Genomic DNA, 16,828 nt, shown 5'->3' with positions numbered 1-16,828 from the left:
GCATAAGTGGCCGGCACAGGCAATACGGATGCGCCAGCCACTTATGACTAATACCACTTACGACTATTACAACCTACTGGCTATTTTTTGGCAATATTAGCAAGGAAAGCGCAGACACCGAAAAGGTGTTGATCGTGGTACTTACTCTTTTTGATAACTGTCCCTGCTTTCAATTCGTTTTGTTTATTCCACGAAAAACCTCAATTTACCAGCTACGCAGCCAGCGTACACCTTTTGCTATTACCTTGTATGATCGACAATCCAATACCTCCCGTTCCGAAAACAGCCAGCATTATACCTGAACCTCAATCATCTGGCTGTGCGCTCGTATTGGGTGGCGGTTCGCTCAAAGGAGCCTTTCAGGCAGGAGCAGCTATGGCCCTTTTTGAGTCGGGATTTGTCCCGGATCACCTGTACGGCATTTCGGTAGGGAGTCTCAATGCGACATTTCTGGCCAATGAGGCCGCCCGCCAACAAGCCCAGTCAGGTCAGGTTGACTGGATAAAAGTGGGGAAGTACCTAATTGAGTTCTGGATTCGGAATATTACCAAACCGGATGATGTAGCCATAATCCGGTCCCGGTTCCGGATGGGTTACAATACCCTGATGAAGCGGTTTGATGGATTGCTGGACAACTCCCCCATCCAGAACCTGATAAAAAAAAATGTTGATATAGAAGCCCTGAGAAACGGTCCTGTAACCCTCAAGGTGGGCGCGGTGGATATTATTGAGGGAGACATGTATTATGCCGATGCACACGACCCTAACTTTCTGGATTTTGTGTATGCAAGTAGTTCGCTGCCCTTTCTAATGCCTGCCATGCAAATTGGCGGGGATCACCGGCGGGCGTTTCTGGACGGGGGCCTCCGCGAAGTGGCTCCTCTGCGCGTAGCGATTGAAGATGGCGCAACGGATATTGCCTGCATAGCCTGCCACGCAAAAAAAATATACAACGAGAAGTTCAACTACCGCAACCTGCTGAACCTGATGGATCGGGTTAAAGACATTACCGTCAATCAGCTGGTCAATAATGACATTGCCTGGGCTGAGCGATTCGCAGAACGGGAAAGGTTGCATGGACGCGACCTCAAACTGACCCTTATCCGGCCTACAGAGCCCTTGTCGCTCAACCTGATGAAGTTCAACTCCGACGACATCGGCCGGATGATCGTGCAGGGGTATCAGGCGGGTATTTTCACGCTGAAAATGAAGCAATCAGACGGAAAGGTATCTATTTTGCCGTAATGACGCCACCCGTAACCTTAAGAGTGGCCTAACCATCAGAACAACACCGATACCTCAAGTGGCCGGTCGGTGGTTAGTACGTCTCCCCCTCGGCTAAATACGTCCCGATAGCCAATAGCAGCCTCTTTTATTGGCTTTTCATCTAACTGGCCAGTGCCGTACGTGCCCACAGCGCACAGAACTCCAAGTTTGTGTAAACGTTCATAGTACGATGCTGGTTGAAGCTGCTGCGGGGTCAGAGCGATCAAATGGCCCGATGCCAGTGAATTCGTTTCTAATCGGTCCAGATCAGCCATGCTGTTCACTCCAACCGCTAACCATACCGTCGGATACTGGTCACGTACACGCTGCGCTTCGGCGAATGAGTAACAGATAATAAATACGGAATGCACGGCCTGATGCATTTCCACTTCCTGCATCACCCGTAGGGGGTCTGTTCCCGGCTTGACATCCAGTGCTAACAGATAGCTGTTTTTATTCCAGTTCAGCACCTCGGTAAAGGTCGTTATCGTTTGATTTGTCCGTTCGCCGGAGAGCGTTTTGAGTTTAACGTTCTTCAAGTCAACCAGGGTTTGTTCCGCCACCGCCCCTGTAGCATTCGACTCCCGATCCAGCGTAGCATCATGAAGTAAAACAAAGCCACTATCGAGAGTCATCCGCACATCCATTTCGATAATAACATCTGGAAGGGCGCTCGCAGTCTGGGTAAACGTGACGATTGAATTCTCCGTATCCACCAAACCAGGCCCTCCCCGATGAGCCAGAATAAGCGGTTTCTGACGGCCCGGCTGGTATTGCAGCAAAACGTCAATCGCCTGACTATCCTGAAACCGATTGACCGACTGCGCCAATACCGGACCCGATAAGAGAACACTAAACAAAATAGAAATACCAGTTTTCATTGTATCCAGCGGTATCAATAAAAATCCCCCGTCACGTTGTTCGTGCGGGGGATTTTTGGTCAATTAAAGTAACCGTTCTTAGTTGAAGATGTAACGCAGACCGATCTGGGCCTGATATACGTCACCATTGTTAAGCGAGGCACTTTTCACGAACGAGTCTTTGAGCAGAACCGTCTGACCGCCGATGTTCTGCGTAGCCAACCGGTAGCTTGGTATGCCCGTCGTCGTGTTTACACTCGCTACGGCCAGCGGATTAAACGTCGTTTGCAGATTACCTACACCCCACTTATCGTTAAGCAGGTTACCCACGTTCAAAATATCAACCCGGAACTGAAGCGTGTTGCGTTTGCCACCAACCTTTATATAAAACTCCTGAATGGCTGTAAAGTCGAAACGGGCCAGCCATGGGTAGGCACCGCCATTGCGCTCAGCGTACTGCCCCCGGCGGGTGCTCAGGTATTCGTTACCATTAATGTACGCATCGAAAGCGGCCTGCTGTTGCTCTGGGGAGTACGTTACGGCCGTTGCCCCTGTCCCTACAACAAGCGGACTAAACGTTAGTTCAGACGCGCTTCTGGGTACATACATTAGGTCGTTCTGGGTTTGTCCGTCAGAGTTGATATCCTGGTTATAGGTGTACGAAATTTTGCCTCCACTGGCATAAGTACCACCCAGCGTAAAGGCTGTAGAGCCACCAAACTCACCACCGTAGTTCAGACGATAGTTAACATAGCCGTTAATACGGTGACGCAGGTCATTATCCGCAAACGACGTATTCAGGTAATTCTGACCAACCGTAGTCGGTACGTTGGCCTGAACCGTACTACCCACAAAAGCCAGGTCGCGGGCTTGTCCGTAGGTATAGGCAACTGTACCACCAAAACCCCGGGTAACGGGCTTCTCCAGTTTGAACGTAACAATGTACGAATCACCCTTGTTGGTATTTTTCAGCACGAATGCGTTAGCTATTCCAGGGTTAATATAACGAGCCTGATTGACTGTATTAGCAGCACCAGAACCACTACTTACAACACCAAACGCAGGGAACAGGGATCGTGTATCAGGACCGCTCAGTGTTTTGGTAGGCGCTTTCAGGTTCGCGTCGATATAACGCAGGGCCTGAATGTTCTTGTTGTAGATAAACTCTACCGTTGCAATCAAACCAAAGGGCAAGCGTTGATCAACCGCAATGTTTGTCTTCCAGATTTGCGGATACTTCAGGTCAGGGTCTGATGCATTGATCGTGTATGGAGGCAGGGTATTGACATTAACCGTCGTCGGATCCAGCCGAACAGAAGCCGGTAACAGGCTCGGATCAGTTCTGAATGGGATAGCTGTTGTGCTGGTTACAGTAGTCAATATAGTGTTTACACCATTGTTACCCAACTGGTTAGAAATTAACACTTCAGGAATACGCGATACAAAAATACCCGTACCACCGCGAATCTGGGTTGTCTTATCACCTTTCACGTCGAAGTTAAATCCAAAACGGGGCGACAGGAGCAGTTTTGGCTTCGGGAAGGCACCCGTCGTAATTTTGTAGGGGTTGCCGTTTTCATCGTTGAACGTCAGACCTGCTACAACCGGGTTGTTGAAAGACGAAGCAGTACTATTGTCGTAATCAAACAGATCACCGCGCAAACCAAGCGTCAGTTTCAGGTTTGGGCTGGCTAAGTACTCGTCCTGCACATAAGCACTGTAAAGGTTACGCTTCAATTGCTGGAGGGGCTCAGCACCACCAGGCAAAAGCGAGTAGCGCAGGTTATATCTAGCCACCGTAACGGGCGACGAAATAGCCGTAGGATTACTAATCGACGCTAAAGCAGCCGTTTTGAAATCCGCAATGGAGTTGTATACATATGCACCGTTTGAGGAGGGGAAAAACACGTTATTCGACGTGTACTTCTCAAAAACAACGCCCGCCGTCAGGGTATGCTTGCCGGCAAAATAGCTGAGGTTATCCGTGATGTTGAACGTCGAATAGTTCAGTTTGTTATTAGGCGTAAAGGGGTCGAATCCAACAGATGTGTACGTAGTTCCACCCGGTGCAATATCGATAGTTGGGAACAACTGCGTCCGGTACGTCCGGTCTTCAATTTGCTTATTATAGGTACCAATCAGGTTGTTGGAAAACTTGCTGTTGAAGCTCGAAGTCAGTTCGACTGATAGAGAACGAGTGTTGTCAGCAATAATATAACCCGTATTCTGTGGTGACAGCGAGTTCGGGAAAACGTTCCGGTTACCGTTACCAGCCGTATTGCTACTGTTACTGTTGCTGATTACCTGACCCGACGATGAATTGTGGTGCGAATACCGAACCGACAGTTTGTTGTTGTCATTGATGTTATAATCAATACGAATCAGCCCTTTGGTGCTCTTCACTTCGTTATTATAATTATCAATGGCCCCCAGGTCTAAACCGAAGTTTGTTTGCATGAAGCTTTTCAGATCAACCAGGTCGGAGTATAACACGTTCGAAACGTTACCCGCAGCACCATCCTGTTTGGCTACGAAACTCAAAGCCGGGTTGCTACTGGTAAACTGTTCGCCGTTGATGAAGAAGAACAGTTTATTTTTGATGATTGGGCCACCTAACCGGAAACCGTAGGTTTTTTCATCCACGTTAACCGTACCTATCGAATTGCCATTCGCTGTTTTACCCACCAGACCCGTGTTCCGGAAAAGGTGATAAACCGATCCCGAGAAATCGTTGGTCCCTGACCGGGTTACAGCGTTAATTCCAGCACCGGTGAAACCCGACTGCCGAATATCGAACGGAGCCACGTTCACCTGAATTTGATCCAGCGCATCAATAGAAACCGCCGTTGTACCCGTACGGCCACCAGCTAATGCCGAGCCGCCCAAACCAAAGCCATTGTTAAATACCGCACCATCGATGGTGAAGTTATTGAAACGCGGGTCCTGACCAGCGAATGACTGTCCATTACCGTAGGGGTTGTATTTGGTGATATCGGTTAGTGTACGACCAATGGTCGGAATGGTGTTGATGGCTTCCCGGTTGAACGAAGAAGCCGCGCCTGTGCGGTCAGAACTAAAAATATCGCTCCGGTTTCCTGATATAACTACTTCGTTCAGGTTCGTACCTTCTTCATCGAGTTTGAAGTTATTATTGGCCGTAGTGCCCAAAGCAGCAAAGACGTTCTCCTGAATCTTTTCTTTGAAACCAACGTACGATACCGTGATGGTATATGGTCCACCAACCCGAACGTTGGGCATGTTATAGACACCCGCCGTGTTGGTCACAGCACCGTATCGAGTACCAGATGGCGTGTGAATAGCTACCACGGTGGCACCAGGCAACGCTTCCCCCTTCGTGTCGGTCACGAACCCGTTAATCGCAGATGAAGTTACCTGAGCTAGTGCCCCGCTCCCACTGAGCAAAGCCAATAGCATACTGCCGACCAGCACCAAAGCCACCCGAAATTGCAGTAGTTTTTTAGACATAGAAGTGTTTGTTTTGTTAGTAGTTCGATGGGGCAGGGCTTATCCGCCAGGTTGCCCATTTAGATGCAAAGATGCTCTTTTTTTTTGATGGTGTAAAAGCAAATATCCCAAAAAAGTACCACTTTACACTGATTATTAAAAATTTACCTTAGAATAGTTTTATTTCGACTGTATTACTGCCTGCTAGTGCGTATTACCAAATTATTAACAACACAGTATCACGTAGATAACCGCTATCCATTAAAGAACCATTAATCTTTTGCAAGTGTACTTATTAAGGAAAAAGACCATCCATTTTTCTTTTTCACTCTTAGTTTTATCCTGTTATGACATCAACTGAAACCGTTTCCTTTAAACTCACTCAGTACAGCCACGGCGCAGGCTGCGGCTGTAAGATTTCGCCGAAAATACTGGACCAGATTCTGCACAGCAACGACACCGCTGCTCAACCCCATTATAATAGCTTACTGGTTGGTAACGACTCCCGCGATGATGCAGCGGTGCTCGACCTGGGCAATGGTGAAGCCATTATCAGTACCACCGATTTTTTTATGCCCATCGTGGATGATGCCTTCGATTTTGGCCGTATTGCCTCCGCCAACGCCATCAGCGACGTGTATGCTATGGGGGGAGAACCCATTATGGCTATCGCAATTCTGGGCTGGCCCGTGGATAAGTTGCCGCCCGAAGTGGCTGGTCAGGTGATGGAAGGTGCGCGTTCCATCTGTCGGGAAGCAGGCATTCCGTTGGCGGGTGGTCACAGCATCGATACGGTAGAACCCATTTTTGGTCTGGCCGTAACGGGCAAAGTACGCATCGACCACCTCAAACAGAACAACACCGCTACAGAGGGCTGTAAACTATACCTGACCAAACCCCTGGGTGTGGGCATTCTGACAACTGCTCAGAAAAAAGGGATTCTCAAACCCGAACACGCCGATGTAGCACCCGCTCAGATGGCCCAACTCAATAGGTTTGGCGCTACCCTGGGCAAGTTGCCCTACGTGAGAGCCCTGACCGATGTAACGGGCTTTGGTTTGCTTGGCCATCTGGTCGAAATGGCCGAAGGGTCAGGGCTCAGTGCCATCGTTGATTTTGAGGCTGTACCCAAACTACCTATGATTGATGAGTATCTGGCTCAGAAAAGTTTTCCGGGCGGCACCGTCCGCAACTGGGACAGTTACGGCCATAAAATCAGTGAACTTAACGAACAGCAAAAATACATACTCGCCGACCCGCAAACGTCGGGTGGCCTGCTCATTGCCGTTGAACCCAGAGACACCGAAGAATTTGAACGGGTAGCTACCGAAAACGGCATGACCCTACACTCGTTTGGCGAGTTGGTCGAGAAACGGGAAAAAGCCGTGTATGTACAATAAGTCATTCACCACAAAGACGCGAAGGATTCGCAAAGAACACCGTGTTTTTTCGTGTAGCTGTTGCGTTCTTTGCGCTCACCATCGCGTCTTTGCGATGAAACCTTTACGATGAAACTTTATTTTAGAGAAATTGGGGAGACCGGTCCGGTCCTTGTCATTCTTCATGGCATTTTTGGTTCTTCGGACAACTGGCTAACCATCAGCAAAACCATCGCGGCTCAGGGATACCGCATCTTCGCGGTTGATCAGCGAAATCACGGACAGTCACCACGGGGCGATGATCAGGATTACCCGAGTATGGCTGCCGACCTGCGCGAGTTCCTGGTTGAACACAACCTGGAAAAACCGGTGCTGGTTGGTCACTCGATGGGTGGAAAAACGGTGATGCAGTACGCGATGACCTATCCGGGCACGTTTGCCAAACTGGTTGTGGTCGATATTGCCCCCAAGTTTTACCCGGTTCATCATGCCGAACTTGTCCGGGGACTGAAGTCGATTGACCTGGCAACCATCAAAAGTCGGGGCGATGCCGATGCGGCTCTCTCGGCCTACGAACCCTCCCTGACGGTACGGCAGTTTTTACTCAAGAACCTGTACCGAAGTGAAGATGGCCATTTTGCCTGGCGCCTGAACCTGCCCGTTATCGAGCGCGAGCTACACGGCGTAGGCGGAGAACTGACAAACCCCCAAATCGTGCCCGAGCCAACATTGTTCATCCGGGGCAGCGAATCGCCCTACATCCTGGATGAAGACATACCGGGTATCAGGCAAATTTTCTCCACCGTTCAAATCGAAACTATTCAGGGGGCCGGGCACTGGATACAGGCCGAGAAACCAGCCGAGTTTGTGACGATACTGGTGTCCTTTTTAACCGCACAGACGCAAGAATAACAGAAAAGAATGCTGAGGTTTTCTTTGCATCTCTGCCTACAAAAAAATATGCCTACACTCTACCTCATACCAACCCTGCTTGCCGACGATACCGCTTCGCTGGTGTTACCCCCGGCCATTCGGGACGTTATCGAAAAAACGGATACCTATTTCGTTGAAAATGTACGGTCGGCCCGGCGGTTTATCACGGGCCTGAAAACGAGCCGGGTCATCGATGAAACCACGTTTTTCAACCTCGACAAGGATACCCCCCCCGCCGACACACGCCGACAGATTCAGGCCACGATGGAGCGAAAAAAAAACGCGGGCGTGCTGTCTGAAGCAGGTTGCCCCGGCGTGGCTGATCCGGGTGCCGTGGTGGTGGGCATGGCGCATTCGCTGGGTTGGCGGGTAGAACCACTGGTGGGGCCATCGTCCATTTTACTGGCCCTGATGGCATCGGGTATGAGTGGGCAATCGTTTGTTTTTCACGGCTACCTGCCCATCGAACGGCAGGACCGCGCCCGCGCCATACGTAACCTGGAGAAGGAGGCACAGCAACGTATTCAGACGCAGATTTTCATGGAAACCCCCTACCGGAATGATGCGCTCTTTGCGGATGTACTAGCCAATTGCCAGGCGAATACCCGCTTGTGTGTAGCGTGCAACGTAACCGCGCCCGATGCGTTTGTCCGCACCCTAACCATCAAGGAATGGAAATCGGCCATCCCCGATTTGCGCAAAAAACCAACGGTATTTCTACTTTTGTAGTGAAAAAGTAGTAGAATCCATCTATGATTAAATCGTTCACGTTCTCGCCCTTTCAGGAAAACACGTACGTCGTTGCCGATGACACTACGGGCGAAGCGGTCATTATCGATCCCGGCTGTTATGATCAGGCCGAAAAAGAGGCTTTGAGCGAATTCATTACTGATCATAAACTCAGCGTTAAGTACCTGCTGCTCACCCACGCTCACCTCGATCATGTCTTTGGTGTAGCCTACGTAAAGCGAAAATTCGGGGTTAAAGCCTATCTCCACCCGTTGGATAACGTCATATACGACGATGTACCTGCGCGCTGCGCCCTATATGGTTTACGCGGATACGAACCATCTGACATTGACGAACCCCTGGTAGCAGGCGAGCCAATTCGCTTCGGCAATACCGTTTTAGATGTCATCTTTGTACCGGGCCACGCACCAGGTCATGTAGCGTTTGTCAATCATGCCGATCGCTACGTAATTGGGGGTGATGTGCTGTTCAACGGGAGCGTTGGGCGAACCGATTTTCCTTTTTGTAGCCACGAGGCCCTGCTAAATAGTATAAAGACCCAGTTTTTTACCCTGCCTGATGATTACGTTGTTTATCCTGGACACATGGAACCCACAACCATTGGGAAGGAGAAAAAAACAAACCCGTACCTTCAGGAATTATAAATGATGAATTATGAATGATGTTAGCTTTCTTTTGTCTGGTGCCGGTCTCATTCATACTTCATCATCGCACCGGCGACTCGGTCAACATTTATAACTAAGATTTGAAGCATATCCCTAACGCCATGACCTGCGGCAACCTGTTGTGCGGGTGCATTGGCATCGTAATGACGCTGCGCGGGCATCTTGACACGGCTGCCTGGCTAGTCGGGCTGGCCCTGATACTGGACTTTGGTGATGGCTTCGTGGCCCGCCTGGTCAACGTTGCCGGTCCATTCGGAAAAGAACTCGATTCGCTGGCCGATGTCGTCACGTTCGGCGTATTGCCCGCTACCATTGTTTTTCAATACGGCTGGTTTCAGGGGTTGGGACCAATCTCGTACGGGGCTTTTTTGATCGCGGTTTTATCCGCCCTGCGACTCGCCCGATTCAACATCGACACCCGCCAGAGCGACCAGTTCATTGGCTTACCCACGCCTGCCAACACCATGCTGATTGCAGCCCTTCCCCTTATGGAGCGGTATCAGCCGCAGTACAACGCGATCTGGCAAAACGACATTGCCTGGGGTATGCTGATTGCGTTTTCGTTTATGATGGTGATGGATTTACCGCTATTTGCCCTTAAATTTAAATCCTTCGGCTGGGCCGCAAACCGCGTTACATACAGTTTTCTGATTGCTTCCGTCTTACTCCTGTTATTTTTGCAGTTTGCGGCCATCCCGCTCATTATTTTATTGTACATCCTCGTTTCACTAATTTCAAAGAGTGAAAGTGTGAAAGAGCGAAAGAGCGGCTGAAGCATACAGATTGCTCGCGTCAGCCGCTCTTTCGCTCTTTCACACTTTCACTCATTAAAAAATGACATACATCGCTGAAATTAACATCATGACCCGTTCTGAAATTCTGGATCCTCAGGGAAAGGCGGTCAAATTAGGGCTTCATAATCTCCATATGGACACTATCGATAATGTTCGTATCGGCAAGCACATCCGGCTCAACGTGGAAGCAGATACCGAAGAGAAAGCCCGTCAAACCGTTGACGAAGCCTGCAAACAGCTCCTGGCCAATCTTATCATGGAAGAATATTCCTTTGAACTACACCCCGCCTGATAGCGGTGCCGCGATTGTCTTTTTCCGACATCAGTTGTACAAATGAATCAATCAGGAGAACATCCCCCACAAAAAATGCTATTTTTGCGGGGGATTTATTCGCATTAAATGAATACGGTTTACACAAGTATTAAAGGATTAGGGTTTTACGTTCCAGACAATATCGTTACGAACGATGACCTGACGCAGTACATGGACACGTCTGATGCCTGGATTCAGGAACGGACGGGCATTAAACAACGACGTTATTTTACGTACGGCAAAGACACCAATGCCAGTATGGCTACGGCAGCCTCCCGTATGGCCCTCGACCGGGCGGGCCTCGATGCATCAGCCGTCGATCTGATTGTTTATGCGACCATAACCCCGGATTATTATTTCCCCGGTTCGGCGTTTCTGATGCAGCGTGAGCTGGGTCTGGAGGGCATCGGAGTTATCGACATTCGCAATCAATGTTCCGGCTTCATTTACGCGCTCTCCATTGCCGACCAGTTCATAAAAACGGGTATGTACAAAACCGTTTTGGTGGTTGGTTCCGAGATTCAATCGTCGTATCTGAATAAAAGCAACGAGGGTCGGGGCGTAGCCGTCATTTTTGGCGATGGAGCCGGGGCCGCTGTTGTTCAGGCTACCACCGATCCTGAGCACCGTATTTTATCGACCCATTTGCACGCCGACGGTCGCTATGCAGAAGAGTTGTACGTGCGTGATCCGGGTAGCAGCCGCGAGGGGCAGTGGATCAATGAAACAACCTTAGCCGATAAACAGTACAATGTGACGATGAACGGTAATACCGTTTTCAAACACGCCGTTGTTCGGTTTATGGAGGTTATTAACGAGAGTCTGGAAGCTAATAACTACAAAGCAGAGGATATTGCACTCCTTGTTCCTCATCAGGCCAATATTCGCATTTCGGAGTACGTGCGCCAGCAAATGGGCCTACCGGAAGAGAAAGTGTTCAACAACATTCAGCAATACGGCAACACCACGGCAGCATCCATCCCCATCGCGCTGACTGAAGCCTTTGAGAAAGGCCACGTTCAGCCCGGCGATTTAATTTGCCTTGCCGCTTTTGGCAGCGGTTTTACCTGGGCATCGGCGCTGATAAAATGGTAATTTTCCGTAGAGACGCAAGGTATTGCGTCTCTACAATTCCACAATCAATACGTCCCTACTGATAGCATAACCAGGGTACAGGCTTCAATTGGCTCGATGCCTTCGGCCTGTAATTGCTCCTGGAACGCCGGATTTTCGGCACCGGGATTGAATATTACCCGGCGGGGTTTCAGGCTTTTAATGTACTCGTATAGGGGGGGCTGGTTTTGTGGCCCGACGTACATCGTTACCGTATCAACGTTGCTGATAGCCGGTTGCCCTGTCCGGATCGGGTTCCCCTCAATCTGTCCTGCTTTCAAGCCTACCAGCTCGATAGCATGACCATGCCTCAGCAGGCTATGAGCCGCTAAGTTGGCATAGCGGCCCGGCTTTTCCGTTGCGCCCATAACCACCGTCTTCCTTTCATCCATATTCATCGTTCCAGCAAAAGATAGGTTTACTCCTGATTTAAACTCATCCCGGAACCGGGTAGTTTCATCTGTCACGTACCTGATATACCAGACAAAATCATTAATCTTATCTACTTTTTTACTAATATGCCCATGATCAACCGCTTGTCCAGATAGCTGACTGTATAATGCTATCGTGCATGGAGTACGATCAATATATTACTAAACTGACAACTATTTCATCCGGTAGTTGTTAAACATTAATTGTGTACGCATACCTGACAAACAGCTCGTGTGTTGCCACATAAGTCCAACCTAAAACAACCAGCGTCGGTCATGGATAACAGAGGGAGCCAAAGTTTCTGGAATGAAAAATGGACACCGATTGTGTTTGACGGTATTGAGAATCCTCCCCACTATGAAGTATCCAACTATGGGCGATTACGCAGTTTTCAACTATCATCGTCCGCCCAATCCGATGCGAACGATGCGGGTAAAACCAGCCGCTTAATTAAAGGATCAGTCATTCAGGGGTATCGGTCACTCAATATCCGTTCGGAAGGAAAAACCCTGAATCGATACATTCATAAACTGGTAGCCGAGCACTTTGTCAGCCACTCTGACCCCGACCAGATTTTTGTTATCCACCTCGATCACGATAAGCAGAACAACTACCATTTAAACCTGCGCTGGGTAACGAAAGCGGAGATGATTGAACACAATAGAAACAATCCCAGTCTCAAAAACCGTCAACTACCCCGCCAGACCCGTAATTATAAACTGACAGAAAGTAAGGTCAGGATTATCAAGAAGTTACTGCTGAATGATAAGAATCGCCTGAAAATGATTGCCAAGCAATTTGGCATTACGCATACCCAACTCAACCGGATTCGGTCGGGCGAAAACTGGAAGCACGTTACCCTGGAATGATTCGTCCAGAAACGCCCCTGGCATCACAGGCGCTTCTTAAATGCCTGTTCTATCCCGGTCAGTAATTGACGGATTCGCCCACCAGGGGGCCGGTGACACCCGCTAAGGGTAATGACACAAAGAAGGAGGTACCGACATTCTCGGTGGTTTCGAACCAGATTGTGCCCCCTGCGTGTTCAACTCCCCGTTTGGCAATAGCCAGGCCTAGTCCCGACCCGCCCCGCTTTGTACTGAAGTTAGCCAGGAATACTTTACTGCGAATGGCCTCTGGAATACCCGCGCCATTATCGTGAATTTCGATCTGTACCGCATCGCTGTTCGTATAGAGCTTAACCTTGATAACCGGTTTACGATCAGAAGGCACCGACTGGATGGCGTTGATGAGCAGGTTGGTCAGAATACGCCCAATGAGCTGACGGTCACCAACGGCTATAACGGGGCCGGTTTCTACTTCACGCTGCAGCGAAATCCGCACATCGTCGGCGTACAGGTCGATGGTTTTGTTAAACACGCCCGTCACTTCAAATTCCTCTCTTTTAGGCAATGGCATTTTCGCGAATTCCGAAAACGAGGTGGCTATATCGCTTAGGTTATCAATCTGATCTAGCAGGGAATCAAACGTTCGCAGAATAACCCCACGGGCCGGGTCACTGGCGCCTGCCGTACTATTTCTGGCGCTGGGAAACGTTCGCTGCAAATGCTGTAGCGTCAGTTTCATGGGTGTCAGTGGATTCTTGATTTCGTGGGCAACCTGCTTGGCCATTTCACGCCAGGCCGATTGTTTTTCCGTCTGGGCCAGTGCCTGTTTGCTTTCTTCCAGTTTGAGCAGCATCCGGTTATATTCGCGAATGAGCAAACCAATCTCGTCATCCGATTGCCAGAGCAGCGGATCATTGGGTAATTCAAGATTTGTTTTTTTGACCTTCTGCGTCAGCATCCGGAGCGGTCTGGTCAGCATGTGCGATGCGAAATAAGACAGCACGAGAAAGAAGATGAACAGGGCCGTGAAGATACTGAGCGACGTAGCAATCACTTCAATGATTTTCCGGTCGAGTTCGGGTTGAGCATAAAAATAAGGGATACTCAATACGCCTAACAGCCGACCATCGTAGGCTTTGATTGCGGCATAAGCCGTCCGGTATTTTTTGTTTCCCAGCGATTCATCCAGCAGTACCTGATTTTCTTTATCCTCAATGATATGAATATAGGCGTCCGGGTTGATGCGTTTGGAGAGGTATCCGCTTTCATAGATAAGCGGTTGCGTTGAGGTATATAGCTGCCCCTGTGTATCGAATAAATTAACGTCGATACTGGCATCGCGGGCAATCTTACTTAGCTCCTCTTCCATCGACCCTTTACTGCGCTTCTGGGTATAGAACTCCTCCAGATAGGGCAGGAAGTTAGACGCGATGTTACGGGTATTGCTGATGTATGTATCCCGCTGATCGTCAATGTAGGTAGAACTGATAACGCCCAGAATGATGAGAATCACGAAGATCAGCGGCATGAAAAAAGCCAGGTTCAGCAGAATCTGAATCCGGGTCGAATAGTTGATATTCAGTCTGGAGAAGCGGTAATTGATTGCATACCCCAGAATAACCAGAATAACCGTAAAAACCAGTAGTAGGTACAGGAAGGAGAAGTTGGAGAATATATTCCTCAATGGATATTCCGGCGAGGACACCACGACAATACGCCCATCTTTCCCCTTCTGGGCCACGTGCTGGTAGTTATTGTTCGATATACCCGTGGTGAACAAGGCAGGGTTGTTCAGTAAGGAGACATCAAGTTTCCGGTCGTAATTATACGTGCCGGCCCCACTGTATAAAAGCTGGTGTTGCGCTGGCCCCAGTGATGTACTACCCTGTCGCGGACCGGAGAAAAAAGCGTGACTGTATTCAGGCGTATCGGGATCCTGGGTAAACTTCGTGTCGACCAGCAATTCGGGATATACACTTTTCATGCGTTCATTACGCAATCTCAAATCCAGTACCACATAGCCCAGCGTATCCGACAGGGCAGGACTATTTTTTCTGCGCGTCGCTGCGGGCGATGCAGGTTGCTTTTGAATCGGGACAAAGCATACGTACTGCTTGACAAACTGATTTCTTACCTCATTGACAAAGAACACATTCGTGTAATCTGTTTTATAACCAGGCTGGTTATAGCGGGCTTTAAACGCAGCCAGCGATATCGGTCTTGGGCTGATATCGAGCGGACGGCCATTGGCCCGGAACGAGAACACCTCAATATCGTATTTGTCAAAATACTTATCGAGGTGTATACTTTTTACCCGTTGCTGAATGCGTTCACGTACCAGCAGGGTATCCGTTTGCAGCGCATGGCCTATTTCGGCATCCGATTTAATCGATTCCAGTGCTTTGCTCATCAAAAACTCACCGAGGTCATCATTCTCGGCCAGCAGTTGCACGGCAAATGCCTGCTCGCGGCTCAGTTGCTTCCGAATTTCCTGGTTATACACTACGTAAGCCGTAATGAAGGCACAGATAAAAGCCGCCAAAAACAGGTATATCGAGGTCGTATAGCGAAACGCGTACAGTGTTCTGGGGAGTTTACTGGCGTATACGATCAGAAAATAGAAACTGTTCAACAGGAAAATACTATTCAGCGATTCGCCCCTGAGCAACCAAATTCCGCCACTCAGGAACGTACCGGTCAGAATAAGCAGAAAACCGATACCAACGTGATGAAACCGGTTGTACCGAATAAAAAGACTGGTCAGCAAATGAATGACCAGAAAGTAGATGCAGGAAATAACGATGAATATCCCCAGGCAAACTACTTTCAGAAAAGAGAAATGAATGTTAAGCGTGATGTCGAGCGTAAACTGCGACTTATCGTAGATGTTGTTAAGCTCCCTGTAGTAAAGCATGAAAGCAACGTAACTGAGTACAACACACCCTACTGACAGGAGCAATTTCAGCCAGTAGGGTAGATTTACCAGAAACAGGTACGTCTGCGAACAATAGTAGTACTTCACCCAGTAAAATACCAATACAGCCACCACCAGAGCGTTGAGCAGCAGATCGCCCAGGGAGGGATTCAGAACCGAAGCCGCATAATATTTGGCATTGAACAGATCGGACTCTATGAATAAAAACGGCACCCCAAAATAGAGCATCACGACCCGCAACAACACTAAATAGACAGCCAGCGCCACCAGCCCCTTCTCGTATTGACGCCTGTCTCTCAGACGAATCATCAGTTGAAACACGTAGAGACCCAGGAAAATAACCCCCAATGTGGCCAGAATAACGGTATTGACCGGCGTGGAATGATTTCGGTAAGCATCTACCTTGGGCGGTACAACAGAAAACAGAAAGGCCGATGCATTGTCGTAAATAGCCTGGTAAGTGTTTTGTCTCTTGTCGGTAACAGCCTGCGGATCAACAGCAAACAGTTCAGGATTATAGCCCGACTGCAGATAGGAGTTGTTACTGTGGTATAAGCGATAAATATTGACCAGTGAGAAAACATCCAGTATTTTTTTATCGGCTGCCACCCGCCGGTGGCTGACGATGTAGCGTCCCTGGTCGAAATTGATAAGCTTTGGTACGCTGGCAACCGTAGAAAGCTGGGCTATGTCGGGAACAAAGCGGTAATCGGACCAGTATACTAACTCTTTATTGTGGAATATGAAGTAAGGGTACTTCGAGGGAATTTTGACTAAATCGGTAAACGTTGGATTCGGCTTCTGCATCAATAAACCCGACAGCGTATCCAGTTCGGCCGTACTGATCCGCATCTCGGCCTTCACCCGTTGCTGAACGGCACTCACGTACTGCTCATCCGTAGCACCCGGCGCATTCTGCTCCAGCAGCAGGAAATACAGGACCGATAAACCGACGGCCAGTGCTGCCAACAACAGGAAAATATGGTTCTCGATACGTTTCACTTAACGGGCAGTAGTGTCTTATTATCGGATATCGTCCTAAAATCATGCCAAGTTTTTGGCACTTCTTCATTCT

The 16,828-nt window shown here is 49.1% G+C and carries 13 protein-coding genes; 9 read left to right on the top strand and 4 right to left on the bottom strand.

Annotated features, from left to right (window positions below):
• Window positions 1–249 precede the first annotated feature (249 nt).
• On the top strand, window positions 250–1,245 hold the full coding sequence (locus tag B157_RS0100560; RefSeq protein WP_026308383.1) for a patatin-like phospholipase family protein: 996 nt from the start codon (window positions 250–252) through the stop codon (window positions 1,243–1,245).
• A gap of 35 nt (window positions 1,246–1,280) precedes the next feature.
• Here B157_RS0100560 and B157_RS0100555 read toward each other — a convergent pair whose 3' ends face one another.
• The gene (locus B157_RS0100555; RefSeq protein WP_026308382.1) at window positions 1,281–2,147 is read right to left on the bottom strand and encodes a glycerophosphodiester phosphodiesterase family protein; all 867 of its coding nucleotides are present in this window, start codon (window positions 2,145–2,147) and stop codon (window positions 1,281–1,283) included.
• 78 nt (window positions 2,148–2,225) lie between these two features.
• A complete protein-coding gene (locus B157_RS0100550) occupies window positions 2,226–5,612 on the bottom strand; it encodes a TonB-dependent receptor (protein ID WP_020601420.1) in 3,387 nt (1,128 codons plus the stop codon).
• A 326-nt stretch (window positions 5,613–5,938) separates the two neighbouring features.
• Here B157_RS0100550 and selD point away from each other — a divergent pair, with 326 nt between their 5' ends.
• From selD to B157_RS0100515, 7 genes are all read left to right on the top strand, one after another.
• A complete protein-coding gene (gene selD / locus B157_RS0100545) occupies window positions 5,939–6,991 on the top strand; it encodes a selenide, water dikinase SelD (RefSeq protein WP_020601419.1) in 1,053 nt (350 codons plus the stop codon).
• A 108-nt stretch (window positions 6,992–7,099) separates the two neighbouring features.
• Window positions 7,100–7,882, top strand: a complete 783-nt coding sequence (locus B157_RS0100540) for an alpha/beta fold hydrolase (protein WP_020601418.1) — start codon at window positions 7,100–7,102, stop codon at window positions 7,880–7,882.
• 48 nt (window positions 7,883–7,930) lie between these two features.
• The gene (locus B157_RS0100535) at window positions 7,931–8,632 is read left to right on the top strand and encodes an SAM-dependent methyltransferase (RefSeq protein WP_020601417.1); all 702 of its coding nucleotides are present in this window, start codon (window positions 7,931–7,933) and stop codon (window positions 8,630–8,632) included.
• A gap of 23 nt (window positions 8,633–8,655) precedes the next feature.
• A complete protein-coding gene (locus B157_RS0100530) occupies window positions 8,656–9,297 on the top strand; it encodes an MBL fold metallo-hydrolase (protein WP_020601416.1) in 642 nt (213 codons plus the stop codon).
• A 122-nt stretch (window positions 9,298–9,419) separates the two neighbouring features.
• On the top strand, window positions 9,420–10,091 hold the full coding sequence (gene pssA, locus B157_RS0100525) for a CDP-diacylglycerol--serine O-phosphatidyltransferase (protein WP_020601415.1): 672 nt from the start codon (window positions 9,420–9,422) through the stop codon (window positions 10,089–10,091).
• Between the two features lie 61 nt (window positions 10,092–10,152).
• Window positions 10,153–10,404 (top strand): phosphoribosylformylglycinamidine synthase subunit PurS, encoded by a 252-nt coding sequence (gene purS, locus B157_RS0100520; protein ID WP_020601414.1) that lies wholly within the window; start codon window positions 10,153–10,155, stop codon window positions 10,402–10,404.
• A gap of 108 nt (window positions 10,405–10,512) precedes the next feature.
• Entirely contained in the window at window positions 10,513–11,520 is a 1,008-nt protein-coding gene (locus tag B157_RS0100515; RefSeq protein WP_020601413.1) for a 3-oxoacyl-ACP synthase III family protein, read from the top strand.
• Window positions 11,521–11,564: 44 nt separating this feature from the next.
• On the opposite strand, the gene B157_RS0100510 is transcribed toward B157_RS0100515, so the two are convergent.
• A complete protein-coding gene (locus tag B157_RS0100510; protein ID WP_020601412.1) occupies window positions 11,565–11,936 on the bottom strand; it encodes a CoA-binding protein in 372 nt (123 codons plus the stop codon).
• A 309-nt stretch (window positions 11,937–12,245) separates the two neighbouring features.
• Between B157_RS0100510 and B157_RS0100505 the strand changes: the two genes are divergently transcribed.
• A complete protein-coding gene (locus B157_RS0100505) occupies window positions 12,246–12,839 on the top strand; it encodes an HNH endonuclease (RefSeq protein ID WP_020601411.1) in 594 nt (197 codons plus the stop codon).
• 58 nt (window positions 12,840–12,897) lie between these two features.
• Here the strand turns inward: B157_RS0100505 and B157_RS0100500 are convergent, their stop codons facing one another.
• Window positions 12,898–16,755: a sensor histidine kinase gene (locus B157_RS0100500; protein ID WP_020601410.1), complete on the bottom strand. Its 3,858-nt coding sequence runs from the start codon at window positions 16,753–16,755 to the stop codon at window positions 12,898–12,900.
• Window positions 16,756–16,828 lie beyond the last annotated feature (73 nt).

Source organism: Spirosoma spitsbergense DSM 19989 (assembly GCF_000374085.1).
Lineage (GTDB): Bacteria > Bacteroidota > Bacteroidia > Cytophagales > Spirosomataceae > Spirosoma > Spirosoma spitsbergense.
The sequence above is the reverse complement of the archived record's forward strand: the minus strand, read 5'-3'. Positions and strand labels throughout refer to the sequence as shown.